Below are 26,472 nucleotides of genomic sequence, written 5' to 3' on the forward strand. Positions count from 1 at the left end.
TTCTCCCGAGGAATCGCGAACCATGACACTGAAGACAAGGCTGCTCGGCGTCCTCACGGCGGTCGCGACAGTCGCCGCCGCCGCGCTGGCGTTCGCCACCCCCGCATCAGCCGCGACGCTCACCCAGGTGACCGGCTTCGGCAACAACCCCACAAACCTCCAGATGCATCTGTACGTCCCGGACCGGGTCGCATCCCGGCCAGGAATCCTGCTCGCCCTGCACTACTGCACCGGAACGGGCCCCGCCTTCTACTCCGGCACGCAGTACGCGTCCCTCGCCGACCGGTATGGATTCATTGTCATCTACCCGTCGGCGACGCGCAGCAGCAAGTGCTGGGACGTGGCCTCGCCGCAGGCGCTGCGCCGAGGTGGCGGCAGCGACCCGGTCGGGCTCGTGTCGATGATCGATTACGTGAAGCAGCGGTACTCCGCCGACCCGGACCGCGTCTTCGCCACCGGCACCTCGTCGGGCGCGATGATGACCAACGTCATGCTCGGCGACTACCCGGACGTGTTCGCGGCGGGCGCGTCGTTCGCCGGGGTGCCGTTCGCCTGCTTCGCCACCGGGGGCACCTCGGAGTGGAACAGCGAGTGCGCGAACGGGCAGTCCATCAAGACCGCGCAGCAGTGGGGTGACCTGGTCCGCGGGGCGTACCCCGGCTACACCGGCCGGCGACCGCGGATGCAGATCTGGCACGGCACCAGCGACGAGACGCTGCGCTACCCGAACTTCGGCGAGCAGATCAAGCAGTGGACGAACGTCCACGGTCTGAGCCAGACCCCGACGTACACCGACTCCCCGCAGTCCGGGTACACCCGCACCCGGTACGGCAGCAGCGGCCCGATGGCACCGGTCGAGGCGATCAGCATGCAGGGCGTCACGCACAACATCCCGGTCGACGCCGCCCAGGTGATCCGCTTCTTCGGCCTGGACGGCACGACGCCGCCCCCGACGACGCCCCCACCGACGACGCCGCCGCCGACGACTCCGCCCCCGACCACGCCGCCCCCGACTACGCCGCCGCCGACCACGCCGCCCCCGACTACGCCGCCACCCACCACGCCGCCCCCGACGACTCCGCCGCCGAGTGCGGGCGCGTGCCGCGTCGGATACACGGTCAACGCCTGGAACTCGGGTCTCACCGCGAGCGTGACCATCACCAACACCGGAACCGCCGCCGTCAACGGGTGGGCGCTGACCTTCACGCTGCCCAGCGGCCAGACCATCACCAACGGCTGGAACGCCACCTACTCCCCGACGAGCGGAGCGGTAACCGCCCGCAACGTCTCCTACAACGGCACCATCGCGCCGAACGCGTCGGTCGAGATCGGTTTCCAGGCCACCCACACCGGCGGCACCGGCAAGCCCTCGTCGTTCGCCCTCAACGGGGCCACCTGCGCGGTCTCCTGACCACCCACCACCATCGACAAACGGAGTCGCACGATGAGCAGAACGAGATGGAAGGCGGCATCGAGAGCCGTGATCGCGCTGAGCGGCGCGGGCGCTCTCGCCGCCGGCATGGCGCTGGTCCTGGTGACGCCCGCGTCCGCCGGAACCACCCTGGGCGCGTCCGCGGCGGAGAAGGGCCGCTACTTCGGTACGGCGGTGGCCGCGAACAAGCTCTCGGACAGCGCGTACACCACGATCTTGAACCGCGAGTTCAACATGGTGACGGCCGAGAACGAGATGAAGATCGACGCGACCGAGCCGCAGCAGGGTCAGTTCCGCTACACCCAGGCGGATCCGATCGTCAACCACGCACGCAGCCACGGAATGCAGGTACGCGGTCACACCCTGGCCTGGCACGGCCAGCAGCCGGGGTGGATGCAGGGCATGGAGGGCACCGCGCTGCGCAACGCGATGCTCAACCACGTGACGCAGGTGGCGACCCACTACCGGGGACAGATCTATTCCTGGGACGTGGTGAACGAGGCGTTCGCCGACGGCAACTCCGGTGGCCGTCGAGACTCGAACCTGCAGCGCACCGGCAACGACTGGATCGAGGCCGCGTTCCGCGCCGCGCGAGCGGCGGACCCGGGCGCGAAGCTCTGCTACAACGACTACAACATCGACAACTGGACCTGGGCAAAGACCCAGGGCGTCTACAACATGGTGCGGGACTTCAAGGCCCGTGGCGTGCCGATCGACTGCGTGGGCTTCCAGTCGCACTTCAACAACGACTCGCCGTACGTCAGCAACTACCGCACCACGCTGTCGAGCTTCGCGGCGCTGGGCGTGGACGTGCAGATCACCGAGCTGGACATCCAGGGCGCTCCGGCGAACACCTACCGCAGTGTCACGGAGGACTGCCTTGCGGTGGCCCGCTGCAACGGGATCACGGTGTGGGGGATCCGCGACAGCGACTCGTGGCGGTCCTCGCAGACGCCGCTGCTGTTCAACAGCAGCGGGCAGAAGAAGGCCGCGTACGACGCCGTGCTCGCGGCGCTGAACAGCGGTACCAACCCGACGACCCCGCCGCCCACCACTCCGCCGCCGACGACGCCTCCGCCCACCACCCCGCCGCCCACCACGCCTCCGCCCACGACGCCTCCGCCCACGACCCCGCCGCCGGGGCAGACCGGCTGCTCGGCGTCGGTGACGGTGAACCAGTGGAACGGCGGCTTCGTGGCGAACGTACGGGTGACCGCCGGCTCGTCGGCCCTCAACGGGTGGACCGTGACGCTCACGCTGCCGTCCGGCGCGACCGTCACCAACGCCTGGAGCGCCGACCGCAGCGGTAACAGCGGCACGACGAACTGGACGAACGTGTCCTACAACGGCCAGGTCGGGGCCGGACAGTCCACGGAGTTCGGCTTCCAAGGCACCGGCACCGCCGGCACCCTGACCCCCACCTGCGCCCCCCGCTAAAACCCACCCACCCCACCCAACCCCACCCCACCCCCACCCGGTCCCATCCCCGCTCCACCCTCGTGATCAAGAGGTTTGCGTCACCCGTCCCGGCGTGTCGTGACGCAAACCTCTTGATCACCGGGGCCGGGGCCGGGGGAGGGGTTGGGGCCGGGGCCGGGGGTGGGGGTGGGGGTGGGGGTCCGGGGTCAGCCGTCGATGCGGGTGATGTTGCGGATCTTGTTGGACGCGTCCAACGCGGCCACCTTGTACGCCTCGGCCAGGGTCGGGTAGTTGAACACGGCGTCGACCAGGTAGTCGATCGTGCCGCCGCAGCCGATCACCGCCTGCCCGATGTGGACGATCTCGGTCGCCGCGGTGCCGAACACGTGCACCCCGAGCAGTCGGCCGTCCTCGGGAGAGACGAGCAGCTTCAGCATCCCGTACGAGTCGCCCACGATCTGGCCACGGGCCAGCTCGCGGTAGCGCGCGATGCCCACCTCGAACGGCGTCGACGAGTCGGTCAGCTCGGCCTCGGTCTGGCCGACGAAACTGATCTCCGGGATGGTGTAGATGCCGATGGGTTGCAGGCCGTGCATCTCCCGGATCGGCTCGCCGCAGGCGTGCTGCGCGGCCAGCCGGCCCTGCTCCATCGAGGTGGACGCCAACGCCGGGAAGCCGATCACGTCGCCGACGGCGTAGATGTTGTCGACCGGGGTGCGGTAGTTGGCGTCGACAGCGATCCGGCCGCGCCGGTCCGCCGCCAGCCCGGCCGCCTCCAACGCCAGGTCGTCGGTCTGGCCCTGCCGACCGGCCGAGTACATGACGGTGTCCGCGACGATCTTCTTGCCGCTCTTGAGGATGCACAGCGCCGCGGTCTGGTGCTTCTCCACCGCGGCGACCTCCTCGCCGAAGCGGAACGCCACCGACAGGTCACGCAGGTGGTACTTCAGCGACTCGACGACCTCGTCGTCGCAGAACTCAAGCATCCGATCGCGGCGCTCCACGACGGTCACCTTGGTGCCGAGGGCGGCGAACATCGACGCGTACTCCATGCCGATCACGCCGGCGCCGACCACGACCATGCTGCGGGGGACGGCCTGGAGGTTGATGACGCCGTCGGAGTCCACGATGGTCCGGTCGTCGAAGTCGACGCTGTCCGGGCGGGCCGGGCGGGTGCCGGCCGCGATGATGGCCTTGTCGAACGTCACCTTCGACTCGCGTCCCGAGCCGGCGTCGACCCAGATGGAGTGCGCGTCCGCGAAGCGCCCGGTCCCGGTGATCATCGCGACCCGGTTACGGGCGAGCTGGTTGCGGATGACGTCGGTCTGTCGGGTGATCACGTGCTGGGTGCGGGCGGCCAGGTCGCTGACCGTGATCTCCTCCTTGACCCGGTAGCTGCTGCCGTACAGGTCGCGCTGGCTCAGGCCGGTCAGGTAGAGCACGGCCTCCCGCAGCGTCTTGGACGGGACGGTGCCGGTGTTGATGCACACCCCGCCGATCATGTCGCGGCGGTCCACGATGCCGACCCGCCTGCCGAGCTTGGCGGCGGCGATCGCGGCCTTCTGACCGCTGGGTCCGGAGCCCAGCACCAACAGGTCGTAGTCATACACGATCGTTAGCGTCGCAAGATGTCGCCGTCGACGCCAGACCCCGGACGCGAGCGTTACTTGTCTGCCACCACGCAGATGCCGCCGTTCAGCGTGACCTCCTCCGGCAGTTGCGTTCCGGTGGCGACGACGCCCAGCGACACGGTGCCGCCGGGCCTGATCACCGCGTTGTGGCCGGTGTTGCGCACCCGCAGATAGCTGTTGGTCGGCCGGTCGGGTCGTCGTTCAGCGGACGAGGCGGCGTTCCCAGGCCCAGGCGGCGATCTCGACACGGTTGCGGGCCGGGAGCTTCGTCTGCACGCTGGCGAGGTGGGTCTTGACGGTGCCGACGGCGATGAAGAGCTGACCGGCGATCTCCGCGTTGGTCAGGCCCCGGGCGACGAGCTTCACGACGTCGAGTTCCCGCGGGGACAGGCCGGCGTCGTCCCGCGGCGCGCTGGGCGGGCTGAGGTGCTCCAGCAGTCGTACGGTGATGGACGGGCTGATCAGCGCGTCGCCGGAGACGGCCGCGCGGACCGCCTCGACGAGCAGCGCCGGGCCGGAGTCCTTCAGGAGAAAGCCGCAGGCGCCGTTGGACAGCGCGGTGTGCACGTACTCGTCGAGGTCGAAGGTTGTGACCACGACCACCCGCACCGGGTCGGCGACGCCCGGCCCGGCGAGCAGGCGCAGCGCCTGCAGGCCGTCGAGGCGGGGCATCCGGATGTCCAGCAGCACCACGTCCGGGCGTAGCCGCCGGACCATCTCGACGGCGGCGACCCCGTCGGCGGCCTCACCGACCACCGTCATGTCCGGCTGCGCTCCAATGATCATGCTGAAGCCGGTCCGGACCATCGCCTGGTCATCCGCGACCAGCACCCGGATCATCGGGCCACCGCCGCCGACCGCAGCGGGAACGCGGCGTCGAGCACCCAGCCGCCGGAGATGCCCGGCCCGGCGGTGATCGTGCCACCGAGGGCGCGTACCCGCTCGGTGAGGCCGAGCAGGCCGAAGCCGTGCCCCCGGGCGGGAGCGGTACGCGGGGTCGCGCCGTCGTCGGCGACCCGGACCAGGAGCCAGTCCGGCGTACGACGCACGGACACGGCCACCGACCGGGCGTCCGGGGCATGCTGGCGGGCGTTGGTCAACCCCTCCATCACCACCCGGTACGCCGAGGTCGACACCTCCACCGGCAGCTCGTCGAGCGGACCGTCGACGTACAGCCGGGCCGGTGCGTTCGTGGTGTCGTTGTGGCCCTGCAGCAGCGGCGCGAGGTCGGCCACGCCGGCCAGTGGGGCCAGCGGCGCGTCCGGCGGGGCGTCCGGATTGCGCAGCACGCCGACCATCCGTCGCATCGAGGCCATCGTCTCGGCGCCGGCCCGCTCGATCTGCTCCAGGGCGACGATCACCCGTTGCGGGTCCTGCTCGGCGACGAACCGGGCGCCCTGCGCCTGCACCACGATGCCGGTCACGTGGTGGGCGATGAAGTCGTGCAGGTCGCGGGCGAACTCGGCGCGCTGCTCGGCCCGTACCAGCGCGATGGCCCGCTCCCGCCCGGCGGCGACGACGCGCAGGTAGATCCCGACGGCGGCGGCGCCGATCGCGGCGAGCGCCTGGAGCAGCCCGAAGATCACGTAGACGTAGTCGGCGCCGGCACGCAGCGGCAGCGCGGCGGCAGCGAGCGCGGCGAGCACCGCCGCCCACGGGGCGAGCCGTGCGGCGGCCCACCGGGTCACCACGAACACCACCGCGATCATCCCGGCGGACTCGGCCAGCCCCCAGCTGCCGCCCAGCAGATAACTGCCGCTCGTGCTGAGCACCAGGAAGCCGAAGGTGACGGCGAGTGAGGTGGCGCCGAGCACGAGCGCCGCGAGCGGCAGGGACCGGGACCCCTGCCGGTGCACGGGCAGCCAGACCACCGCGGTCATCAACGCCAACCCCACCTGCACGAGGGCGCGCAGGGCTTCGGCCGCGCTCACCCCGGTGTAGAGGCCGTACCGCAGGTCGAAGGCACCGAGCAGGGTCAGCGCCGCCAGACCGGCGAGCTGGCCCAGGCGTACCCACCATGTCGAGAATCCCGGCGCGTTCATCGTGACCCAGCGTAGCCAGGCGGACGGCGCGGGCAGATCGGCCGAAAGACAGACCCGGCGTGGGCGTTCCCCGACCACGGACCGATGCGGCTCCCACCCGGCGCGGGCGAGGCTTCCCGGGTCACATCGCAGCCACTGGAGGAACCCATGACAACCCACGCCCCGCCGCCGACCGGGCAGGCCGCCGTCGCCGCGGTCGACCTGGTGAAGGTGTACGGCAGCGGCGACACCGCGGTCCGCGCCCTGGACGGCGTCTCGGTCGGCTTCGGTCGGGCCGAGTTCACCGCGATCATGGGCTCGTCCGGGTCCGGCAAGTCGACGCTGATGCACTGCCTGGCCGGCCTGGACACGGCCACCTCCGGTCGGGTCCTGCTCGGCGGCACGGAGCTGACCGGTCAGTCCGACCGCACGCTGACCCGTGCACGCCGCGACCGGATCGGCTTCGTCTTCCAGTCGTTCAACCTGCTGCCGCAGCTCACCGCCGCGCAGAACATCACCCTGCCGCTGGACCTCGCCGGCCGGGAACCCGACCGTGACCTGCTCGCGCACCTCGTCGACGTGCTGGGCCTCGGGCAGCGGCTCGGGCACCGGCCCAGCGAACTCTCCGGCGGCCAGCAACAGCGGGTGGCGGTGGCCCGGGCCCTGGTGTCGCGGCCCGAGGTCGTCTTCGCCGACGAGCCGACCGGCAACCTCGACTCCCGCTCCGGGGCGGAGGTGCTCACCATCCTGCGCGACTCGGTACGCGACCTGGGCCAGACTGTCGTCATGGTCACCCACGATCCGATCGCGGCCGCGTACGCCGACCGGGTGGTGCTGCTCGCCGACGGCCGGGTCGCCGGCGAGATCGACGAGCCGGACCAGGGTTCGGTCACCGACGCGCTGCGCGAGCTGGCGGTTCCCGCGTGAGGGCGACGGTGCTGCGTACCCAGGTGAGCGCCGCGGCCCGACGCCCGGGTCGACTGATCCTGACCGGCCTGGCGATCCTCGTCGCGTCGTTCGTCGTCTTCGGCACCGTGCTGGCGCAGGACATCACCGAACGGACCGCGCGGGACAACCTCAGCGGCACGCCGGCCGCCACCGACCTGGTCATCGGTGACCCGCAGCAGCCACCGCCCACCGTGGCGGCGCTGCGTGACGTCCGCGCCCTGCCGGGTGTCACCGAGGCGGTGGGCCGGACGACGCTCGGTGTCTCCCTCGCCGAGGGCTACCTCAACCTGCGGACCGACCCGGGCGCCGGCCCGCTGGCGACGGTCCGCCTGGTCCAGGGCAGCTACCCGGATCAGCCCGGCGAGATCGCGGTGACCCGCCGCACGGTCGAGCGGCTGGGGTTGGCGGTCGGCACCGTGGCCACCGGGACGGGCGGCGACCTCACCACCGGGGCGCCGCTCACCGTCACCGGCGTGGTCGACACTCCCGACGACGGGGGATTCGACGCGTACGCCCCGGACGACGCGGTGGCCGCGTGGGGTCACGTCGGCACTGTCGAGCGGATCGACGTGCGGACAGCTGCCGGCGCGGCGGAGGCGGTTCGCGACCGGGTGACCGCGGTGGTCCCGGCCGATCAGCCGATCCGCTCCGGCGCCGAGGTGCGCGACGCCGAGGCCGACGCGGCGGCCGAGCAGGTGGGGAGGCTGTTCGCGCTGGTCGGAATGTTCGTCGCGGTCGCTGTGGTCGCCGCGGCGCTGGTGGTCACCTCGACGTTCCGCATCGTCTTCGCCCAGCGGATGCAGCACCTCGCGCTGCTGCGCGCGGTGGGCGCGGGCCGGAGCGGGCTGGTGGTCGCGCTGACCGCCGAGGGTGCCCTGACCGGGCTGGTCGCGGGTGTCGTGGGGGTCGTCGGCGCCCTCGCCGCCGGGCAGGTCCTCCCCATGGTCCTGCGGGCCTGGGGCATGGCGGTCTCGTCGCCGGGCCTCTCGCTGGGGGCGGCGGTCGCGGTGGTGCTCGGCGCGGTCGTCCTCACCGTGGTGGCGGTGCTGGCGCCGGCGTTCTCCGCCGCCCGGGTCTCGCCCCTGCAGGCGCTGCGGGCGGCGAGCGTGACCGCCGGGCGGCGCGGCATCGCGGCGCCGCGTCTGGTGTCCGGCGCGCTGCTGGTCCTCGGCGCGTTGCTGGCCGCCGTCGCGGCGGTGCGGCGGCTGCCGACGCCGGATCAGGAGTCCTACGACCCGAGCGCGGCGCTGCTGCTGCTGGTCACCTCGGGAGCGCTGGCGTTCTTCGCCCTGGTCGCCCTCGGGCCGCTGCTGGTGCGCCCGGTGCTGGCCGTGGCGGGTTGGCCGTTGCGCCAGGTCGGACCGCTGGGGCGGCTGGCCGTCGGCGGGATCGGTGGGACGCCGCGGCGGGCCGCCGCCGTCTCCGTCGTGGTCGCGCTCGGCGTGACCCTGATCTCCGGGGTGGTCATCGGCGGCGCGTCGATGCGCGTCGTCGCCGATCGTGACATGGCGCTCTCCGCGCCCGCCGACTTCGAGGTGTCCGCCAGTGACGGTACGACCCTGCCGGTCGCCGTGGTGACGAGGGCGCGGGCGGCGAGCGGCGCGCTGACCCGGGTGGTGCCGTACCGGATGGTCCACGACGTCGCGCTGCTGCGGGGCGCCGAACGGCTCGGCGACACCGAGTCCGGATACTCGACCACCGACCTCGACATCTCGGCGCTGCCGACCACCTCGGACCTGGACGTGGCACAGGGCACCCTCGCCGACCGTGGACCTGGCCGGATCGTGCTCGGTGACTGGGTCGCCCGCAACGCCGGGCTGCGGGCCGGCGACACCGTGACACTGGCCCGCGACGGGCGGACGGTCGACGTACGGGTGGCGGTGGTCCTGCCCGACCGTGGCCCCCTGTACGCGGGCATCCTCGCCGACCGTGCCGACCTGGACCGGATCGGCGGGCCGACGGCGTACACCGGTCTGCTGGCCGACGCGGCGCACGCGGGCGAGGACGGCCGCACCGCCGGGGTGCGGGCGCTGCGGCAGGCGATCGGGAACGGCGCCGGGCTGGGCATCGCGGTGCTCGCCGACGAGCGGGATCGCAACGACGCGGTGCTGAGTGCCCTGGTCTGGATCACTGCCGGCCTGGTCAGCCTGACCGTGCTGATCGCGGTCGTCGGTGTGGGCTCCACGACCGCGCTGTCGGTCGTCGAGCGGGTCCGCGAGTCCGGGCTGCTGCGCGCCGTCGGCCTGTCCCGGGCGGGGCTGCGCACGATGCTGACCGTCGAGTCCGGCCTCTACGGGGTGATCGGCGCGAGTTTCGGTCTGCTGCTCGGCGTCCCGTACGCCTGGTTGGCGGTGCGGGCGCTCGGGCTCAACGCGCCGCTGTCGCTGCCGGTGCTGTCGCTGGTCGGGCTCTTCGCGGCGCTTGTCGGGCTGACCGCGCTGGCCGGCGTGCTGCCGGCGCGGCGGGCGTCGCGGGTCAGCCCGGTGGTGGCGCTGGGCGTCGAGGGCTGAGCGCCCCCAGGTGCGGGGGCGGGCCGGCGTCGAGGGGGTTCGACGCCGGCCCGCCGCGGCGCGGTCAGTTGGGGTTGCTCGCGTGGGTCAGCGTCTCCCAGGCGACGAAGAGGTTGTTGATGCCGGCGGGTCGCTGTTCCAGCGTGAGGGTCTGCGTGTTGGTCATGACGGTGCCCAGCCGGTTGCTCAGCGCGTTGAAGCCGACCTCGGTGACGGGGCCGAGGCCCCGGGTGAGGGTGCCGCCGCAGAGCCAGGAGGGTGCCGCCTCGCCGAGTTGGTAGCGCGAGTGCAGGCCGAGCGCCTGCCGCAGCCGCTCACCGACCTGCGGGTACAGGTCGCGGCCCTGGATGCGGGAGGTCTCCGCGACGTGCGAGATGGCGGAGATCCCGTACCCGGTGTGGACGAAGTCCCGGCAGGTCTCCTGCGCGAGGCCGGCGACGAAGGTGGACTGGCCCTGCCAGTAGCCGATGATCTCCGAGCTGGTGTCCAGGCCGCTGCCGGGCACGGTGTACGGCAGCGCGCCGTCGCTGGGCAGGTAGATGAAGGCGCGGGTGCGGTTGAGGAAGCGGGTGACCGCCGCGTCGTAGGCGGTGCGGCCCTCCAGGAAGACGGCGATGCCGACGGCGGCCTCCATCATGGTCAGTTCCCAGTTGCCGTTGCTGTTCGAGCCGTTGCGGACCACCGGCAGGTAGACGTTGCGCAGCATGGTGGCGAACCGGTTGGCGTTGGGCCAGCTCCCGTAGGTGTACTTGATGATCTCGGCGGCCCGGGGCCAGGTCGAGGCCGCCCAGCCGGTCTGCAGGGGTCCGTTGCTGCCGGTGTGCGAGGTGATCGTCGCCGACCAGGCGTCCATGATCTGGATCGCCTTCTGCGCGTACCGGGAGTCGCCGGTGAGGTACCAGGCGAGCGCGTCGGTGTACGCCGCGATCGCGTCCTCGCGCTCGTCCGTGCAGCCGTTGTTGGGGTTGGAGTAGGAGCCGCACTCGACGACGGCGCGGGGCGCCGGGAGTCGTACCCATTGATATCAATGTCTTCGCCGCGCCGGATGCGCTCACGGGTGCATGGCCGCGCCCTTGAGGACCTTGTCCACCACGGTGCGCGGCGCATGCAGGGCCAGCCCCACCAGGTCGAGCTTCTCCCGGCCGACCGCCTGCACCGCCGCCCGGTTGTCCCGGTCGTTGCCGGTGGCGAACAGCTCGGACGTGAACACCGCGAGCCGCAGCCCGCGAGCGAGAGCCCGCGAGTGCGCGTTGGTCAGGGTCGCCCGGTCGCCGGTGAAGACCAGCACCGGCTGGCCGAACATCGGCAGGTACGCCGTGCCGTCCGCGTCGCGGTACTCCTCGCCCAGCAGCTCCGGCTCGGCGTGCGCGACGCCACTGACCAGAAAGGCGGTGACGTTGAGTCGCTGCCAGCCGACCAGGTCGTTGCGGAGCAGCACGGCGATCTTGGTGGGAAATCGGATCGGTTCGGTCATGGCGTCGAGCCTGCCGGTGCCGACACCCACCGGTCTTGTACGTTCTTAGCGTGGCCACCCGCCCGGCCGGCTCGCAGGTCAGCGCGTGGCGACCCGCCGTCGCCGGGGTCGCCGAGGTCTTCCACGCCCATTTCGTGGACCACGCGTACCCACGGCACGTCCACGACGTGTGGACGCTGCTGATCGTCGACGACGGCGCGGTCCGCTTCGACCTGGACCGGCACCGGCACGGCGCGCTGCGGACGTCGGTCACCCTGCTGCCGCCGTACGTGCCGCACGACGGCCGCTCCGCCACACCGAACGGCTTCCGCAAACGGGTCCTGTACCTCGACACCTCGGCCCTCGCCCCCGACCTGGTCGGCCGGGCGGTGGACGAACCGGACCTGGCCGATCCGCGTCTGCGGGACCGGATCCACCACCTGCACCACGTGCTCGCCACGCCGGGTGAGGAGTTCGAGGCCGAGAGCCGACTCGCGCTCATCCTGAACCGGCTGCGCACGCAACTCCGCGGACGGGCGCCGGTCAGCACCGCGCCGGGGATGCCCGGCCTCGCCGACCGGCTACGTGAGCTGCTGGACGCCCGGACCGTCGACGGCGTCACACTGCGCGAGGCCGCCGAGCTGCTGCACGCCCACCCGACCCACCTGGTCCGGGCCTTCACACGCGCCCACGGGCTGCCACCACACTCGTACCTGACCGGTCGCCGGGTCGAGCTGGCGCGTCGCCTGCTCCTCGCGGGTCAGCGCCCCGCCGAGGCCGCCACCGCCGCCGGGTTCTTCGACCAGGCGCACCTGAGCCGTCACTTCCGGCGTTTCCTGGGCGTCAGCCCGGCCCGCTACCCGGCGGCCCCCGGGCTCAGAGGCGCTGACCGCCGATGACCGCGAGCAGCCGCAGCTTCTCGTTGCTCTCCGAGCCGGGCACGGCGGTGAAGCTCGGCGGGGGTGTCGTGCATCCGGTCGAGGCTCAGAGCGCGAGGACGATGCGGCCGGCGGCGGTGCCGGAGCTCTGGCGTTCCCAGGCATCGGCGACCGAGTCGAACGGCACGATCTCGTGGTCGACGGTGAGCCGGCCGGCCGCGGCGTGCCCGGCCACCAGCGCCAGCGACGCCGCCCGATCGTCGGTCGACAGGCCGTTGTTGGTGTAGCCGACCATGCGCAGCGACCCGCCGCGCAGCACGGCCGACTCGATCGGCGCGGTCGCGCCGGCCGCGCTGCCCAGGTTGACCAGGCGGCCACCGGGGCGCAGCACCCGCAGCGCCGCCGCGGCCGGCACACCGAACACCGGATCGAGGACGAGGTCGACCGGGCCGTCGGCGCCGTCCCGCAGCCGCTCGGCCATCGACGCGACGTCGTCGTCGGGAAGCAGCGGGATCGCGACCGCCGCGCCGAGCTCCTCGGCACGGGACCGCGCCGCCGCCGAGCGGGCCACCGCGACGACCCGGCGGGCCCCGCCGAGCAGGGCCAGCTGGATGGCCGCCTGGCCGACCACACCACCGGCGCCGAGCACGACGACCTGGTTGCCGGCCGCCAGGCCACCGGCGTACGTCAGGCCGGCGTGCGCGGCGACGGCGGAGAGGCCCAGGGCCGCGAGCAGGGTCAGCGGTACGCCGGTCGGCAGCGTCACCACGTCGGCGGCGGGCACCGCGACAGTTGTCGCCATGCTGCCGTCCACCCCGGACCGCATCCCGGCCGACGTGCCGAACCAGACGGGCGTGCCGTCGACGAGACGGCCGACGCCCTGCACACCCGGCACGTACGGGGTGGCCGGCCTGCCGAAGTAGCTGGTGCCGCTGGCACAGAGCAGGTCCAGCGGGGTGATCGGCACGGCCTCGACGGTGACCGTCAGCTCGCCGTCGGCCAGCTCGGGGGCCAGTCGCTCGACGACCGTCGGTGGGGCGCCGCAGGTGGTGAGCAGGGCCGCGCGGATCACGTCGCGATGTCCGGGTAGGGCATCGAGAAGTGGGCCAGCCGCGCGCCGTACGACTTCTGGTACTCCAGCGGCTCGGTGTTGTCCCGCTCGAAGAGGGCGATGAAGAGCGTCAGGGTGAGGAACGGGTGCGCCCCCAACTCGAAGAGCTTCACGTGGTCGTGGGTGGCCAACGCCTCCCGCTCCGTGTCGTCGAAGCGCAGCCAAGTGCTCGCCTCGCCGGTGTGGCAGTTCAGCACCGTGTTGGCGCACTCGGCCTCCCACCAGGCGACCAGCTCGCGCGGCTCGCTGCGGTAGCGCTCAACCAGGTCGGGGTCCCGGTCGACCATGAACAGGAACTTGTCCAGCAGGTACTTGCTCACGCCGCTGCTCCGTTCGGGTACCAGGTGAAGTACGCCTCCATGGTGTGGAACAGGTCGAGGGTGTCGACGTAGTCGGCCTTCACGCCGGCGCCGGCCACACCCATCATCAGCATGAAGTCCATGAAGCCGTGGGTGGCGTTGCCGGGCGAGTGCAGGCTGTCCAGGGTGACCTCGCGTAGGCACCCGTCGAGGTCCCCGTTGGCGATCCACTCGACGGCCCGCCTGTCGAACTCCGGGTCCGGGCCGTGCGGGCCGAACTGCCGGGGGCCGCCCAGCTCCAGGGAGAGGTGACCGGTGCCGATGACGGCCACCCGCAGGTGCGACGGCCAGGACTCGACGATCTCCCGGATGGCCGCACCGAGCTGGACGAAGCGCTTCGGCTGCGGCAGCGGCGGAGCGAAGATGTTCGTGTAGATCGGCACGATCGGCAGGTCGGCCTCGGGCCGCAGCGTGATGATCGGGCAGGTGATGCTGTGGTCGATGCGCAGCTCGTTGCTGAACGCCAGGTCGAAACCGGAGTCCAGGCCCGCCCGCAGGATGTGCGCGGACAGGTCCTCCTGGCCGGTGAGCAGCATCCGCGGCAGCCCGAACTCGCGCTCCTCGTTGTACCAGTTGGCGTCGTAGAAGGGCGCCTTGCCGACCAGGAACTGCGGCATGTTGTCCAACCAGAGCTGGTGGAAGTGGTCGGAGCCGACCATCACCAGCACGTCGGGTCGGGCCCGGGTCAACGTCTCCCGGAAGGCCAGGATCTTGCGGGTCCACTCGTCGGCGAACGGTGGCCGGTCCTCGCCGGTCGCGGTGCTGGCCCGGTAGTAGAAGGGGTGGTGGGTGGAGGCGATGACCGCGACGATGGAGGCCATTCCCACTCCTTTCGGGGGCGGAAGAGGGGGAGTCAGGGTTCGTAGACGGCGTTGCGGTCCACGGTGCGGTAGATGTCCATGCCGAGCGGCCGACGTCGCTCCTCGGCGAGGTGCCCGAGCAGCCCCGCCGCGCGGGCCAGCAGGGCGAAGCCGCGCAGCATCTCGACGGGGAGCCCGAGGTCGGCGAGCGCCGCGCCGCACACCCCGGCGCCGTTGAGCGGCAGGGTACGACCGAGCACCTGCGGGTGTACGCGGCCGATCGCCTCGAACAGCCGCAGGTGCTGGCCGTGCAGGCCCTCCTCGGTGGCGATCCGGATCAGCACGGGGGTGCGCGGGTCCTGGTCCTTGTGCACGGGGTGCCCGAGGCCGGGGACCAGCCGGCGCTCCCGCTTCGCCCGGGTGACGGCGTCGAGGGCCAGCGCGTCGTAGTCGGTCACGTCACCGGCCTGCGCGAGCGTGTCGGCGAGGAACCGTCCACAGTCCTCGGTGACGCCGAGGAAGCGGGAGCCGCCGCCGAGCAGCCCGGCGGCGAGCGCGCCCTGCAACGACTCGGGCGCGGACAGGTACGTCAGTCGGGCGGCGATGGCCGTCGGGGTGAAGCCGTGGTCGGCGAGCGCCACCAGCACCGCCTCGAAGACCCGTACCTCGCCGGGGGTGGGTCGGCGGCCGGCGACCAGCCAGTACGCCAGCTCGCCGAAGCCCACCGTGCCCATCAGGTCGGCGGCCAGGTCCTGCCCGAGCAGGGAGATGGTGGTCGGGTCGGAGGTGCCGATCCCGGTGGGGAAGCTCAGCTCTTCAGCCACGCGCGGATCTCCTCGCCGTGTTCGTCGAGCCCGGGCGGCGGCAGCTCGTACCGGGCCGGGGTGTCGGAGAAGGTGATCGGGTTGCGGACGCCGGGCACGGCGCCGACGGTGACGACCGGGTCGAGCCCAAGCTCCTCGGCGAGGGCCACGCCGCCGTCGATGGTGTTGATCGGCGCGCAGGGGACACCGGCGGCGAGCAGGTCCCGGAACCACTCGTCCTTGGTCCGCTTGGCGAGCCGTTCGACAAGCAGGGGCCGCAGCTCCTCCCGGTTGGCGGTGCGGTCCTGGTTGCGCCCGAAACGCCTGTCGTCCGGCAGGCCGGGCAGGTCGAGCACCTGGCAGAGCTTGCGGAACTGCCCGTCGTTGCCGGCGATGACGATGAGTTCGCCGTCGGCGGTGGGCATTGGCTCGTACGGGAAGAGGCTGGGGTGCGCGTTGCCCATCCGGAACGGGACGGCGCCGCCGGCGACGTAGCCGCTGGAGTGGTTGACCAGGCCGGACAGCGCCGAGCTGAGCAGGTTGACCTCGACGTGCTGTCCGCGTCCGGTCTCTCCACGATGGTGCAGCGCGGCGAGGATGCCGATGCTCGCGTGCAGCCCCGCCATCACGTCGAAGACCGAGATCCCGGCCCGGTATGGCGAGCCGTCCGGGTCGCCGGTGAGGCTCATCAGGCCGGAGATCGCCTGCACCATCAGGTCGTAGCCGGGGAAGTCCCGCCCGGCGCCGGTGCCGAAGCCGCTGATGCTCGCGTACACGATCTTCTCGTTGTTCGCGGTGACGGTGTCGTAGTCGAGGCCGAACCGGGCGAGGCCGCCGGGCCGGAAGTTCTCGATCAGCACGTCGGCGCGGCGGGCCAGCTCCTGGGCGGCGGCCAGGTCGTCCGGCTGTTTGAGGTCCAGGGCGACCGACCGCTTGTTGCGGTTGATGCCGAGGTAGTACGTCGAAACGCCTTCGCGGGTGGGTGGCATCCAGGTGCGGGTGTCGTCGCCGCCCGGGCTCTCCACTTTGATCACCTGTGCGCCCAGGTCCGCCAGGAGCATCGTCGCGTACGGCCCGGCGAGGATCCGGGAGAAGTCCGCGACGAGCAGGCCGGCCAGCGGCCCGGTCGATTGCTGCACCATGTTTCCGCCCGTTCTACGGACACCTGTCCGCCGAGTCAGCTTGCGGCACCACGCGAGCACTGTCAACGGGCAATTCATCGCGATGAAACACGCTCTTGACACGAATCGTGGCCGGGACCACACTTGCGCCACTCGGGCTGGCCGCACAGCGGACAACAGTCCGGAAAACTCGTACCCGGAGAGGAATGGGTGGCGATGAGCGCAACCGACCGGCCGGTGATCTTCCGCAACGGCCTGGTTCTCACCATGGACGACGCCCACACGGTGCTGCCCGGCGCCGACGTGCTGGTCGTCGGCGACCGGATCGCGGAGGTCGGCGTCGGTCTCACCGCGCCCGACGACGCCCTGGAGATCGACGCGACCGACGGCATCCTCATGCCGGGCATGGTCGACACCCACCGGCACATGTGGCAGACCGCCATGCGCGGGTACGGCGCCGACTGGACGCTGACGCAGTACTTCGTCTGGTACTACCTCGAATCCGGCAAGCTGTTCCGCCCCGAGGACGTGTACGCGGGAAACCTGCTCGGCGCCATCGAGGCGATCGACGCCGGCGTGACCACCACTGTCGACTGGTCACACGGCCTGCAGACGCCCGATCACGCGGACGCGGCCGTCGACGCCCTCGAAGCGGTGCCGGGCCGGTTCGTGCTGGCCTACGGCAACATCCAGCAGGGGCCGTGGGAGTGGGCCACCTCGCCGGAGTTCCGCGACTTCCACCGCCGGCGGATCGACGGCGGCAAGCTGGCCGGCTTCCAGATGGCGTTCGACGTCACCGGCGATCCCGCGTTCCCCGAGCGGGCCGCGTTCGAGGTGGCCCGGGAGTTGGGCGCCGCGGTGACCACGCACGCCGGCGTGTGGGGCGCCACCAACGACGACGGCATCCGGCTCATGCACGAGGGCGGCTTCATGACCCCGTCGACCGTGTACGTGCACGCGGCCACGCTCACCCACGACTCGTACAACCGGATCGCCGCGACCGGCGGCTCCGTCTCCGTCTCCACCGAGAGCGAGCAGAGCGCCGGGCAGGGGTACCCGCCCACCTGGCAGCTGCGCCACCACGACATTCCGGTGTCGCTGTCGATGGACACCAGCGTGTGGTGGAGCGGTGACCTCTTCTCGGCGATGCGGAGCACGCTCGGCGCCGACCGCTCCCGTGAGCACCTGGAGGCGCACGCCAAGCAGGACACGATCACCCACTGCCACCTGCGCGCCGAGCAGGTCGTCGAGTGGGCCACCCGGGGCGGCGCCCGTGCCCTCGGCATGGACTCCACGGTCGGCGCCTTGACCCCCGGCCGGCAGGCCGACATCGTTCTGATCAAGAACGACGCCTCCCCGGTGATGTTCCCGATCCTGAACCCGCACGGTCACGTCGTCTTCCAGGCCCAGCGCGGCGACGTGCACACCGTGCTGGTGGGTGGCCGGGTCGTGAAGCGGGACGGCCGCCTCGTCGGTGTCGACCTGGCCGCCGCGCGGGCCCGGGTGGCGGCGACCATCGACCACCTGCGCGAGACGATGGGGGAGGAGGCGTGGCAGCGTGGCATGAACCCGGACGTCCCGGAGACCGCCATCCTGGAGAACCCGTACCAGTACACCGAGTGGGACGCCGGCTCGGCCCAATGGAAGCATTAGGACATGAGTGACAACGGAAGGGGCGCCGGGCCCGACTTCATCGAGGCTCTCGCCCGTGGCCTCGACGTCCTGCGCTCCTTCCGTCCCGCCTGCCCGTCGATGACGCTCAGCGAGATCGCCGCCGCCACCGGCCTGGCCCGGCCCACCGTCCGACGCATCCTCATCACGCTCGAGTCGCTGGGCTACGTCCGCGCGGTCGGCCGTGGCCACGCCCTCACCCCGCGCGTCCTGGAGCTGGGGATGGCGTACGTCAACGCGCTGAACATGTGGGACGTGGCCCGCCCGCACATGGAGAAGCTCGTCGCGCAGACCAACGAGTCGACCTCGATGGCCCAGCTCGACGGCAGCGACATCGTCTACGTCGCCCGGGTGGCCGTCCCGAAGATCGTCACGCTCGGTGTCACCATCGGCACCCGCTTCCCCGCGCCCGCGACGTCGATGGGCAAGGTGCTGCTCGCGGCGCTGCCACCGGAGACCCTGGCCGCCGTACTCGCTGAGCCGACGCGCTCCGGCATCACGCCACGCTGGCAGCCCTCGCCCGGCGAACTCGACGCGGTGCTGCGGGAGGCTCGGGCGAAGGGCTGGGCACTCGCCGACCAGGACCTGGCCCCGGGAATCCGGTCCGTCGCCACCGGCGTGCGCGACGGCGACGGGCGGGTCGTCGCGGCGATCAACGTGACCGTGCACGCGGCCGAGACCTCACTGGAGACCCTGCGCGAGGAGCACCTTCCGAGGTTGCTCCGCGCGGCGGCCGACATCGGGCACGACTGGGCGCTGACCGCCGCCGTCCCGGTGGTCACCGCCTAGCTGCGCTTCGGGTGCCCATGAGCTCCGCGGATCGTCCGGGGCAACGCCGACACCAACAGATGCCATAGTGCCGGCGATGAAGGCAGACCTGCACAGCTACTTGAAGGGCGGCCGCGACTCGCTGCTGTGGAAGCTCGACGGGCTCGGCGAATACGACATTCGGCGGCCGTTGACCCCGACCGCGACCAACCTGCTCGGTCTGGTGAAGCACTCGGCGGCCATGGAGATCCTCTACTTCGGCGTCGTGTTCGGCCGACCGTTCGAGCAGGAGCTGCCGTACATCGGCGATGGTGCGGAGACCAATGCCGACATGTGGGCGAGCGCGGATGAGACCCGCGAGGAGATCGTCGAACTGTATCGCCGCGCGATCGTCCACGCCGACACCACCATTGACGCCCTTGCGCTGGACGAGGTCGGACGCGTGCCGTGGTGGGGCGACGCAGCGGTCACGTTGCACCACGTCCTGGTCCACGTCATCGCGGAAACCCAACGGCACGCCGGCCACGCCGACATCGTGCGCGAACTCATCGACGGCGCGGCCGGGCTGCTGCCCAGCAACGACAACCTGCCCACCGGGGACGAGTCATGGTGGCTGGACCACCGCCGGCGAGTGGAGCAGGCAGCCCTCGACGCCAGCAAACTCCCACCGATGCTGCCCTAGCCGGGCGGTGGGCGCCCTGGTCCGAGCGTTCCGGGATGATGGCGGACTGCCCCCGCGACCAATCGATCATGGTGACTGAAAGTGTCGTACACCCGTTCTAGTCTCGGGTCATGGTCGAGGAGTTGGCGCAGGCAGAGGACGCGATCGCAGCCCGCGCCGACGCCGCCGCCTGGGCTCTGCCCGAGCAGGAGTTGATCGCGGCGCTCGACGCCGCGCACCGCATTGAGCAGCGCCTCGCCGCCGTGACTCTCGCCCTGGTCCGTGAGCTCGACGGCCGCGGCACGGCCCGCACCCAGGGCGCGTCGTCCACCGCGGTGTGGCTGCGCGAACGGCTGCACCTCACCATCCCGGCCGCCCGCCGGCTCGTCGATCTCGCCGCCGCCCTCGACGCCGCACCGCCCGCCGTGCGGGACGCCCTCCCGGCCGGGACGGTCACCGCCGAGCAGGCCCGCGTCATCACCGACACGATTGGCGCGGCGGCGGCGTCGGCCGGCGCCGAGGCCGCCGACAAAGCCGTCGGTGTTCTGGTGCAGTGGGCCGGGCAGTTCGACCCCACCCTGCTGCGCAAACTCGGCACCCGCATCCTCGACCACGTCGCACCCGAGGCCGCCGACGCGGTCGCCGCCGCGGCACTCAAGGCCGAGACCGACCGGGCTGCGCGCGACCGGCACCTCACCATCTCCGAACGGACCGACGGACGACTGCGGCTCAGCGGCATCCTCGACACCGAAACCGCCGGCCTGCTGCGCGCCGCCATCGACCCGCTGACCGTGCCCACCGGCCCCGACGACGCACGCAACCCCGGCCAACGGCGGCATGACGCCCTGGCCGACGTGTGCCGCCTCGCCCTGCGCACCGGCGAACTACCCGACAACGGCGGCGACCCCGCCCAGATCGTCGTCACCACCAGCTACGACGGGTTGACCCGGCAGTTGGGCAGCGGTTCCCTCGACATCGGCCCGCAACTCACCCCCGAGACGGTGCGTCGGCTCGCCTGCGACGCCGCGATCCTCCCCGCCGTCCTCGGCAGCGCCAGCCAACCACTCGACGTGGGCCGACAACGCCGCCTCATCACCGGACCCCTACGCCGCGCACTCGTCCTGCGCGACCGAGGCTGCGCCTTCCCCGGCTGCGACCGACCACCACGCTGGTGCGACGCCCACCACATCCACCACTGGGCCGACGGCGGCACCACCACCCTCCACAACGCCGTCCTCCTCTGCGGCCACCACCACCGACACCTGCACCACACCGACTGGGTGGTGCGCCTCGGCGGCGACGGCCACCCCGAATTCGTACCACCCGCCTGGCTCGACCCCGACCAGATCCCCCGCCGCAACCAGTACCACCGACGAACGTAACCACCACCACCACCGATCACCCGGAAAAGCAGGCCGACCGAGTGACGCCGATCACGTTGGTCTCCATCGCCGTGCGTCCGACCGCGAGGTCGACCGTGGTGGGTTCCTGCGGCATTCCGCCGGTCACGCCGGCGTTGTTGACGAGCACGTCGAGGCCGCGAGTGTGACGACGGTCAGCCCAACGACCTGATTGCCAGCCCCACGACCTGGTCGCCACCCCGACGACCGGCTGTAAATCCACGGCCATTCGGATGCGCGGCCGGGCGGTCACGAATCCGGCGGCAAATCGTCACCACCGGCGGTTAGTCTTCCTGCGCGCGTCGTCGTCCTGGCACGCCGCGCCCCGCGCCTGGTCGGCGCGGCTTCGCCGCCACCGCCCACCAATGGCCGGCTCAATCGACTTCAGGAGAATTTGTGACACAGCAATCCGTCGCGACATCGGACAAACTCGACGCCGCGGTGCTCAAGGTGGCCGGCGTCGTCGTCCTCGGCGCGATCATGTCGATCCTCGACGTGACGGTGGTCAGCGTGGCGCTGCCCACATTCCAGAACGAGTTCGACGCGTCCTACGCCCGCGTCGCGTGGACGATGACCGGCTACACCCTCGCCCTGGCCACCGTGATCCCGCTCAGTGGCTGGGCCGCCGACCGGTTCGGCACCAAACGGCTCTACATGGTGGCGCTGGCGCTGTTCACGATCGGGTCGGGGCTCTGCGCCACCGCCGACTCGATCGGCGAGCTGATCGGCTACCGCGTGCTGCAGGGCCTCGGCGGTGGCATGCTCATGCCGCTGGGCATGACCATCATGACCCGCGCGGCCGGGCCCCACCGGATCGGCCGGCTGATGGCCGTCCTCGGCATTCCGATGCTGCTCGGGCCGATCGGCGGCCCGATCCTCGGCGGCTGGCTGATCGACACCGCGAGCTGGCACTGGATCTTCCTGATCAACCTGCCGATCGGTGTCGTCGCGCTGATCTACGCACAGTTCGCGCTTCCGAAGGACGCGCCCGAGCCCTCCGAGTCCTTCGACTTCGTCGGCATGCTGATGCTCTCGCCGGGTCTCGCGCTGTTCCTCTACGGCGTCTCGTCGCTGCCGGAGGCGGGCACCTTCGCCGAGGCCAAGGTGTGGGCGCCGATGCTGGTCGGCGGCGCGCTGGTGGTGGCGTTCGTGCTCTACTCGTTCAAGCCCCGGCACCCGCTGCTCGATCTGCGGCTGTTCCGCAACCGCAGCCTGACCATCGCCTCGGTGACGCTGTTCGTGTTCATCATCGCGTTCATGGGCGCCGGCCTGCTGTTCCCGAGCTACTTCCTGCAGGTGCGCGGTGAGTCGACGCTGGCCGCCGGCCTGCTGATGGCCCCGCAGGGCATCGGCGCGATGCTCACCATGCCGATCGCGGGCACGCTTGCCGACCGGGTGCCGATCGGCCGTACCGTTCCGTTCGCGTTGGCGCTCATCGTCGTCGGGTTCTTCAGCTTCACCCAGGTCGACCCGCAGACCTCGTACTGGCTGCTCGGCGGGTCGCTGTTCGTGATGGGTCTGGGCATGGGCGGCACGATGATGCCGATCATGACGTCGGCGCTGCGGACGTTGCAGGCGCAGGAGGTGGCCCGCGGCTCGACGCTGGTCAACATCCTCCAGCAGATCGGCGGCTCGGTCGGCGCCGCCGTCATGTCGGTGATCCTCACCAACGAGCTCAACGGATCCCGGCCGATCCCCGGACTGGTGGACGAGAGCGGCAAGCCGATCACCGAGGCCGGGCTGGCCATCGCCTCCCAGCAGCGGCCGGAGCTGCTGCAGCAGATGCCGGTGGACCCGTCGATCATCGAGCGCGGGCTCGACTTCGCCGCGAAGTCGTTCGCCACCACGTTCTGGGTCGCGTTCGCGCTTGTCGTGCTCACGTTCATCCCGGCCGCGCTGCTGCCGCGCCGGCGTCAGCCGGCGCAGCTCGACGACCCGCAGGGCGAGCAGGTCAAGACGCCCGTCGTCATCCACTGACCGACCCGCCGCGCTCAGCGTCCCTTCCGGATGCTGAGCGCGGCGGGTACGGCGTCAGCGCAGTGGACCGTCGCCGGGTCCGTCCGGAGGATCTCACCTTTCTGCACTGGGCCGTCGACCCGGCACTCGTCGCGCCGCTGCTGCCCGCCGGCACTCGTCCGGACACGCTGGACGGTGTGAGCTACGTCGGCCTGATCGGCTTCCGGATGGTCGGGCTGGGCTTCGGTCGCGGCCCGGGGGTGCCGTACTTCGGCACCTTCGCCGAGACGAACGTCCGGCTCTACTCGGTCGACGACACCGGCCGGCGGGCCGTCGTGTTCCGGTCGCTCGACGCGTCCCGCCTGGTGCCGGTGCTGGTGGCGCGGGCGACGCTGCGTCTGCCGTACCTCTGGTCGTCGATGCGGCTGGACCGCGACGGCGACCGACTCACCTACCGGTGCCGGCGTCGCTGGCCCGGCCCGGCGGGTACGACGAGCCGGATGGCGGTCCGGGTGGGGGAGCCGATCGCCGACCCCGCCCCCCTGGACCATTTCCTCACCGCCCGGTGGGGGCTGAACACCCGGGCGTACGGTCGCACGCTGCACCTGCCGAACTGGCATCCCCGCTGGCCGCTGCACCGCGCCGAGCTCCTGCACCTGGACGACGGGCTGGTCGCCGCCGCCGGGCTGCCGGCGCCGGTCGGACCGCCGGTCAGCGTGCTCTACTCGCCCGGTGTCGGGGTGCGGTTCGGCCCGCCGGTGACGCTCCGGCGGCCCGGCTGAGCGCCGGGCCGCCGGACGCTCAGTAGCGACCGCCCTCGGGGGCGGGCAGCGCGTCGAGGTCGGCCAGTTCCTCGGCGCCGAGCTGCACGTCGCCGGCCGCGCAGTTGTCCACCAGGTACTTCGGCGTCTTGGTGCCGGGGATCGGGATGACCCGGTCGCCCTGGGCGATCACCCACGCGAGCGCGACCTGCGCGGGAGTGACGCCGGCCCGGTCGGCGATCTCCCGGACCCGGGCGACGATGGCCAGGTTGGCCCGCAGCGCGTCCTGCTGAAAGCGCGGCAGGCCGCGTCGGAAGTCGTCGGCCGGCAGATCGTCGAACGACGAGAACCGGCCGGTCAGGAAACCCCGGCCCAGCGGGGAGAACGGCAGGAAGGCGATGCCGTGCGCGACGCAGTACGGCAGAACCTCGGCCAGCGGGTCCCGGGTCCACAGGGACAGCTCGGACTGCACCGACGCCACCGGGTGCACGGCCTGGGCCCGCGCGATCTGGTCCACCGTCACCTCGGACAGGCCGATCTGACGGGCCTTGCCCGCCGCGACGACCTCGGCCATCGCGCCCCAGGACTCCTCGATGGGCACCTCAGGGTCGACGCGGTGCAGCTGGTACAGGTCGACATGGTCGGTGTTGAGGCGGCGCAGGCTGTCGTCGATGGCCGTGCGGATGTGCTCCGGCCGGCCGTTGTTGCCGATCTTCGGTGAGTTGCCGGGGCCTCCGGTCAGGGACGTGGCCACCAGCCCGACCTTGGTCGCCAGGACGGCCCGCTCCCGGTGGCCGTCGGCAAGCGCCCGGCCGACCAGCTCCTCGTTGGTGTACGGCCCGTACACGTCGGACGTGTCGATCAGCGTGGCGCCCAGGTCCAGCGCCTGCCGGATCACCGAGATCGAGGTGTCGTCGTCGCGGGGGCCGGTGATGTCGTATCCGTGGCTCATGCCCATGCACCCGAGACCGATGACGCCGACCTCGGGCCCTGCACTGCCCAGCGTGGTGGTTCTCATGGGCACCACGCTACGACCGTCCTCCGCCTGCCGCCCGGCGGCATCCAGCGGCGGTCCAACCAGGCTCATGGCGGCTTCGAACACCTCTTCCAGTGGTACGGCAGCGGCGACGTCGAGACGCCGACGGCCAACCCCGAGATGACGTTCCGGACGTCCGCCGCGAGCGCGCGCCACCTGCGGGACCTCACCGAACGAACCGGCGCGCTTGTCGTCGGCCGGCGGCTGTTCGACATGACCGGCGGGTGGGGCGGCCGGCACCCGATGGACGTACCCGTCGTGGTCGTCACGCACACCGTGCCGCAGGGCTGGGAGCCGGAGAATGACTCGTTCGTCTTCGTCACCGACGGCATCGCCAGCGCCATCGACCGCGCGAAGGCGCTCGCCGGTGACAAGGAGGTCGGCGTCAACGGCGGCACCATCGCGGCCCAGGTCGCCGCGGCCGGCCTGCTCGACGAGGTGCACGTCGACCTCGTCCCGGTCGTGCTCGGCGCCGGCATACCGTTCTTCGCCGGCCTGACGACCACGCCGCTGCACCTCGACGGCCCCTTCCGCGTCGTCGAGGGCGACGGCGTCACGCACCTGGCCTACCGGGTACGCCCGGCGGCCTGACCACCTCGGGGCCGGCCCGCCCGGGCCGGCCCCCCGCACCCGTACGCAGCGTGGATCTTGATCGGAAATGGTGTGGCGCGCTGGTGCCCGTGTCGGGACACTGCGTCGGTGACCGGTTCCGCATCGCCTCAACTGCTTCGACCGCCTGCGCTGCGGCCCGGCGATCTGGTCGTTGTCGCCGCGCTGTCCGGGCCGCTGCATGCCGCCTACGAGCCCGACCTCGCGCAGGCGGTGGTCGTGCTCCAGCGGATGAGGTTCCGCGTGCGCCGGGCGCCACTGCTCGACGCGGGACGGCAGCGCTGGTGGAGCGCGGCCACGCCAATGGAGATCGCCGGCGAATTCAACGGGCTCCTGCGTGATCCCGAGGTGCGCGCCATCATCGCGCACGACGGCGGTCAGACGGCGTTCGGCTACCTCGACCTGATCGACGTCGAGGCGATCGTCGTCGACCCCAAGCCGATCCTGGGCTACAGCGACATCTCGCTGCTGCACCTGGTGCTGTACGCGCGTACGGGTCTGGTCGGGTTCCACACCGATTTGGCCACGCCCGGGCTCGGCGGCGCGTGGCAGCGTGCGCCCGCGGCGCGCAGGGCAGAGCTGGAGAGGCTCTATTCGACGCTGCTGACCGGCACGGAGCCGCTCGGCGCGCTGCCGGCCAGCCCGTCCTGGGAGTGCTGGCGTCCCGGTCGTGCCGAAGGTCGGCTCATCGGCGGGGTGATCAATCGCATCGCGCTGGTGCAGGCGACGCGGTACGCGCTGCCGCTCGACTGGTTCGACGGCGCGGTGCTGTTCTGGGAGGAGATGGGCGGCCAGGCGTCGTACGTGTGGAGCTATCTGCACGTGCTGCGGCACGCCGGCATTCTCGACCGGATCGCCGGCATGGTCGTGGGCGTTCCGCACGCGATCGACGGGCTCGACACGCCCGACGCGTCCCCGACCCTGCCCGAGATGGTGCTCGATGTCCTCGGCGACCGTGACATCCCGGTCCTGGGCAACGTCGAGTTCGGACACGCGGGCCCCAACCTGCCGATGCCGGTCGGCGTCCGCGTCGCCCTCGACGCGCGGCAGCGGACGTTGTCGCTGCTGGAACCGGCGGTACGGCCGCACGCGACGACCGGACCGGTCGGCTGAGACCAGCGGGC

The 26,472-nt window shown here is 71.8% G+C and carries 26 protein-coding genes; 13 read left to right on the forward strand and 13 right to left on the reverse strand.

What is annotated here, in order from left to right:
- Positions 1–22: 22 nt before the first annotated feature.
- Positions 23–1,411: a PHB depolymerase family esterase gene (locus tag ABZU53_RS15570; RefSeq protein WP_355066467.1), complete on the forward strand. Its 1,389-nt coding sequence runs from the start codon at positions 23–25 to the stop codon at positions 1,409–1,411.
- Between the two features lie 33 nt (positions 1,412–1,444).
- Positions 1,445–2,869, forward strand: a complete 1,425-nt coding sequence (locus ABZU53_RS15575; RefSeq protein WP_355066468.1) for an endo-1,4-beta-xylanase — start codon at positions 1,445–1,447, stop codon at positions 2,867–2,869.
- A 188-nt stretch (positions 2,870–3,057) separates the two neighbouring features.
- On the opposite strand, the gene sthA is transcribed toward ABZU53_RS15575, so the two are convergent.
- From sthA to ABZU53_RS15595, 4 genes are read right to left on the reverse strand one after another with little or no spacing between them, the layout of a single operon-like run.
- Positions 3,058–4,461 carry a Si-specific NAD(P)(+) transhydrogenase gene (gene sthA / locus ABZU53_RS15580; RefSeq protein WP_354862447.1) on the reverse strand — a complete coding sequence of 468 codons (1,404 nt, stop codon included), beginning with the start codon at positions 4,459–4,461 and terminating at the stop codon, positions 3,058–3,060.
- A 53-nt stretch (positions 4,462–4,514) separates the two neighbouring features.
- Positions 4,515–4,646 (reverse strand): hypothetical protein, encoded by a 132-nt coding sequence (locus ABZU53_RS15585; RefSeq protein WP_355066469.1) that lies wholly within the window; start codon positions 4,644–4,646, stop codon positions 4,515–4,517.
- 37 nt (positions 4,647–4,683) lie between these two features.
- Complete coding sequence (locus ABZU53_RS15590; RefSeq protein ID WP_355066470.1) at positions 4,684–5,322, reverse strand: response regulator transcription factor; 639 nt, start codon at positions 5,320–5,322, stop codon at positions 4,684–4,686.
- Positions 5,319–6,524, reverse strand: a complete 1,206-nt coding sequence (locus ABZU53_RS15595) for a histidine kinase (protein WP_355066471.1) — start codon at positions 6,522–6,524, stop codon at positions 5,319–5,321. Before ABZU53_RS15595 ends, ABZU53_RS15590 begins: the two co-directional genes overlap by 4 nt.
- A gap of 147 nt (positions 6,525–6,671) precedes the next feature.
- Between ABZU53_RS15595 and ABZU53_RS15600 the strand changes: the two genes are divergently transcribed.
- Together ABZU53_RS15600 and ABZU53_RS15605 are read left to right on the forward strand one after the other, a co-directional pair.
- Positions 6,672–7,430 (forward strand): ABC transporter ATP-binding protein, encoded by a 759-nt coding sequence (locus ABZU53_RS15600; protein ID WP_354862439.1) that lies wholly within the window; start codon positions 6,672–6,674, stop codon positions 7,428–7,430.
- On the forward strand, positions 7,427–9,961 hold the full coding sequence (locus ABZU53_RS15605) for an FtsX-like permease family protein (RefSeq protein ID WP_355066472.1): 2,535 nt from the start codon (positions 7,427–7,429) through the stop codon (positions 9,959–9,961). The genes ABZU53_RS15600 and ABZU53_RS15605 overlap by 4 nt, the downstream gene beginning before the upstream one ends.
- A 64-nt stretch (positions 9,962–10,025) precedes the next feature.
- Here the strand turns inward: ABZU53_RS15605 and ABZU53_RS15610 are convergent, their stop codons facing one another.
- Positions 10,026–10,889 (reverse strand): alginate lyase family protein, encoded by an 864-nt coding sequence (locus ABZU53_RS15610; RefSeq protein WP_355066524.1) that lies wholly within the window; start codon positions 10,887–10,889, stop codon positions 10,026–10,028.
- 123 nt (positions 10,890–11,012) lie between these two features.
- Complete coding sequence (locus ABZU53_RS15615; protein ID WP_355066473.1) at positions 11,013–11,435, reverse strand: DUF2000 domain-containing protein; 423 nt, start codon at positions 11,433–11,435, stop codon at positions 11,013–11,015.
- A gap of 50 nt (positions 11,436–11,485) precedes the next feature.
- On the opposite strand from ABZU53_RS15615, the gene ABZU53_RS15620 reads away from it, so the two are divergent.
- A complete protein-coding gene (locus tag ABZU53_RS15620) occupies positions 11,486–12,313 on the forward strand; it encodes an AraC family transcriptional regulator (RefSeq protein ID WP_355066474.1) in 828 nt (275 codons plus the stop codon).
- An 85-nt stretch (positions 12,314–12,398) separates the two neighbouring features.
- Here the strand turns inward: ABZU53_RS15620 and ABZU53_RS15625 are convergent, their stop codons facing one another.
- From ABZU53_RS15625 to ABZU53_RS15645, 5 genes are read right to left on the reverse strand one after another with little or no spacing between them, the layout of a single operon-like run.
- Positions 12,399–13,364, reverse strand: coding sequence for a zinc-binding alcohol dehydrogenase family protein (locus ABZU53_RS15625; RefSeq protein ID WP_355066475.1), 966 nt, complete (start codon positions 13,362–13,364; stop codon positions 12,399–12,401).
- Positions 13,361–13,723, reverse strand: coding sequence for a hypothetical protein (locus tag ABZU53_RS15630; RefSeq protein ID WP_355066476.1), 363 nt, complete (start codon positions 13,721–13,723; stop codon positions 13,361–13,363). The genes ABZU53_RS15625 and ABZU53_RS15630 overlap by 4 nt, the downstream gene beginning before the upstream one ends.
- Complete coding sequence (locus ABZU53_RS15635; RefSeq protein ID WP_139583672.1) at positions 13,720–14,583, reverse strand: extradiol ring-cleavage dioxygenase; 864 nt, start codon at positions 14,581–14,583, stop codon at positions 13,720–13,722. Before ABZU53_RS15635 ends, ABZU53_RS15630 begins: the two co-directional genes overlap by 4 nt.
- Positions 14,584–14,615: 32 nt before the next feature.
- Positions 14,616–15,386 (reverse strand): citryl-CoA lyase, encoded by a 771-nt coding sequence (locus ABZU53_RS15640; protein ID WP_354859107.1) that lies wholly within the window; start codon positions 15,384–15,386, stop codon positions 14,616–14,618.
- Positions 15,371–16,507 (reverse strand): CoA transferase, encoded by a 1,137-nt coding sequence (locus ABZU53_RS15645; RefSeq protein ID WP_355066477.1) that lies wholly within the window; start codon positions 16,505–16,507, stop codon positions 15,371–15,373. Before ABZU53_RS15645 ends, ABZU53_RS15640 begins: the two co-directional genes overlap by 16 nt.
- A 195-nt stretch (positions 16,508–16,702) precedes the next feature.
- Here ABZU53_RS15645 and ABZU53_RS15650 point away from each other — a divergent pair, with 195 nt between their 5' ends.
- The 4 genes from ABZU53_RS15650 to ABZU53_RS15665 all read left to right on the forward strand — a co-directional run bounded on the left by ABZU53_RS15650 (position 16,703) and on the right by ABZU53_RS15665 (position 20,968).
- Entirely contained in the window at positions 16,703–18,139 is a 1,437-nt protein-coding gene (locus tag ABZU53_RS15650) for an amidohydrolase family protein (RefSeq protein WP_354859111.1), read from the forward strand.
- 3 nt (positions 18,140–18,142) lie between these two features.
- A complete protein-coding gene (locus ABZU53_RS15655) occupies positions 18,143–18,946 on the forward strand; it encodes an IclR family transcriptional regulator C-terminal domain-containing protein (protein WP_354859114.1) in 804 nt (267 codons plus the stop codon).
- Positions 18,947–19,022: 76 nt separating this feature from the next.
- Positions 19,023–19,607: a DinB family protein gene (locus tag ABZU53_RS15660; RefSeq protein WP_354859169.1), complete on the forward strand. Its 585-nt coding sequence runs from the start codon at positions 19,023–19,025 to the stop codon at positions 19,605–19,607.
- A gap of 110 nt (positions 19,608–19,717) precedes the next feature.
- Positions 19,718–20,968 (forward strand): DUF222 domain-containing protein, encoded by a 1,251-nt coding sequence (locus ABZU53_RS15665; protein ID WP_355066478.1) that lies wholly within the window; start codon positions 19,718–19,720, stop codon positions 20,966–20,968.
- Between the two features lie 16 nt (positions 20,969–20,984).
- Here the strand turns inward: ABZU53_RS15665 and ABZU53_RS15670 are convergent, their stop codons facing one another.
- Positions 20,985–21,239 (reverse strand): hypothetical protein, encoded by a 255-nt coding sequence (locus ABZU53_RS15670; RefSeq protein WP_355066479.1) that lies wholly within the window; start codon positions 21,237–21,239, stop codon positions 20,985–20,987.
- A gap of 143 nt (positions 21,240–21,382) precedes the next feature.
- Between ABZU53_RS15670 and ABZU53_RS15675 the strand changes: the two genes are divergently transcribed.
- Both ABZU53_RS15675 and ABZU53_RS15680 read left to right on the forward strand, forming a co-directional pair.
- Positions 21,383–22,963 (forward strand): DHA2 family efflux MFS transporter permease subunit, encoded by a 1,581-nt coding sequence (locus tag ABZU53_RS15675; RefSeq protein ID WP_354859121.1) that lies wholly within the window; start codon positions 21,383–21,385, stop codon positions 22,961–22,963.
- A 62-nt stretch (positions 22,964–23,025) separates the two neighbouring features.
- On the forward strand, positions 23,026–23,724 hold the full coding sequence (locus ABZU53_RS15680; RefSeq protein ID WP_355066480.1) for a DUF2071 domain-containing protein: 699 nt from the start codon (positions 23,026–23,028) through the stop codon (positions 23,722–23,724).
- 19 nt (positions 23,725–23,743) lie between these two features.
- On the opposite strand, the gene ABZU53_RS15685 is transcribed toward ABZU53_RS15680, so the two are convergent.
- Positions 23,744–24,721, reverse strand: a complete 978-nt coding sequence (locus ABZU53_RS15685; protein WP_354859129.1) for an aldo/keto reductase — start codon at positions 24,719–24,721, stop codon at positions 23,744–23,746.
- Here ABZU53_RS15685 and ABZU53_RS15690 point away from each other — a divergent pair.
- Together ABZU53_RS15690 and ABZU53_RS15695 are read left to right on the forward strand one after the other, a co-directional pair.
- A complete protein-coding gene (locus ABZU53_RS15690) occupies positions 24,647–25,330 on the forward strand; it encodes a deaminase (RefSeq protein WP_355066481.1) in 684 nt (227 codons plus the stop codon). The genes ABZU53_RS15685 and ABZU53_RS15690 overlap by 75 nt on opposite strands.
- Positions 25,331–25,438: 108 nt before the next feature.
- Complete coding sequence (locus ABZU53_RS15695; protein ID WP_355066482.1) at positions 25,439–26,461, forward strand: LD-carboxypeptidase; 1,023 nt, start codon at positions 25,439–25,441, stop codon at positions 26,459–26,461.
- The last annotated feature ends 11 nt before the right edge of the window (positions 26,462–26,472 follow it).

Origin of the sequence: Micromonospora sp. NPDC005194 (genome assembly GCF_040608335.1) — a bacterium.
GTDB lineage: Bacteria > Actinomycetota > Actinomycetes > Mycobacteriales > Micromonosporaceae > Micromonospora.

Bases quoted from the DNA above. Each gene is read 5' to 3' on its own strand.
- ABZU53_RS15570 (WP_355066467.1), top strand. From the start codon at position 23: ATGACACTGAAGACAAGGCTGCTCGGCGTCCTCACGGCGGTCGCGACA.
- ABZU53_RS15575 (WP_355066468.1), top strand. From the start codon at position 1,445: ATGAGCAGAACGAGATGGAAGGCGGCATCGAGAGCCGTGATCGCGCTG.
- ABZU53_RS15590 (WP_355066470.1), bottom strand. From the start codon at position 5,322: ATGATCCGGGTGCTGGTCGCGGATGACCAGGCGATGGTCCGGACCGGC.
- ABZU53_RS15595 (WP_355066471.1), bottom strand. From the start codon at position 6,524: ATGAACGCGCCGGGATTCTCGACATGGTGGGTACGCCTGGGCCAGCTC.
- ABZU53_RS15600 (WP_354862439.1), top strand. From the start codon at position 6,672: ATGACAACCCACGCCCCGCCGCCGACCGGGCAGGCCGCCGTCGCCGCG.
- ABZU53_RS15615 (WP_355066473.1), bottom strand. From the start codon at position 11,435: ATGACCGAACCGATCCGATTTCCCACCAAGATCGCCGTGCTGCTCCGC.
- ABZU53_RS15635 (WP_139583672.1), bottom strand. From the start codon at position 14,583: ATGGCCTCCATCGTCGCGGTCATCGCCTCCACCCACCACCCCTTCTAC.
- ABZU53_RS15645 (WP_355066477.1), bottom strand. From the start codon at position 16,507: ATGGTGCAGCAATCGACCGGGCCGCTGGCCGGCCTGCTCGTCGCGGAC.
- ABZU53_RS15650 (WP_354859111.1), top strand. From the start codon at position 16,703: ATGAGCGCAACCGACCGGCCGGTGATCTTCCGCAACGGCCTGGTTCTC.
- ABZU53_RS15655 (WP_354859114.1), top strand. From the start codon at position 18,143: ATGAGTGACAACGGAAGGGGCGCCGGGCCCGACTTCATCGAGGCTCTC.
- ABZU53_RS15660 (WP_354859169.1), top strand. From the start codon at position 19,023: ATGAAGGCAGACCTGCACAGCTACTTGAAGGGCGGCCGCGACTCGCTG.
- ABZU53_RS15665 (WP_355066478.1), top strand. From the start codon at position 19,718: ATGGTCGAGGAGTTGGCGCAGGCAGAGGACGCGATCGCAGCCCGCGCC.
- ABZU53_RS15685 (WP_354859129.1), bottom strand. From the start codon at position 24,721: ATGAGAACCACCACGCTGGGCAGTGCAGGGCCCGAGGTCGGCGTCATC.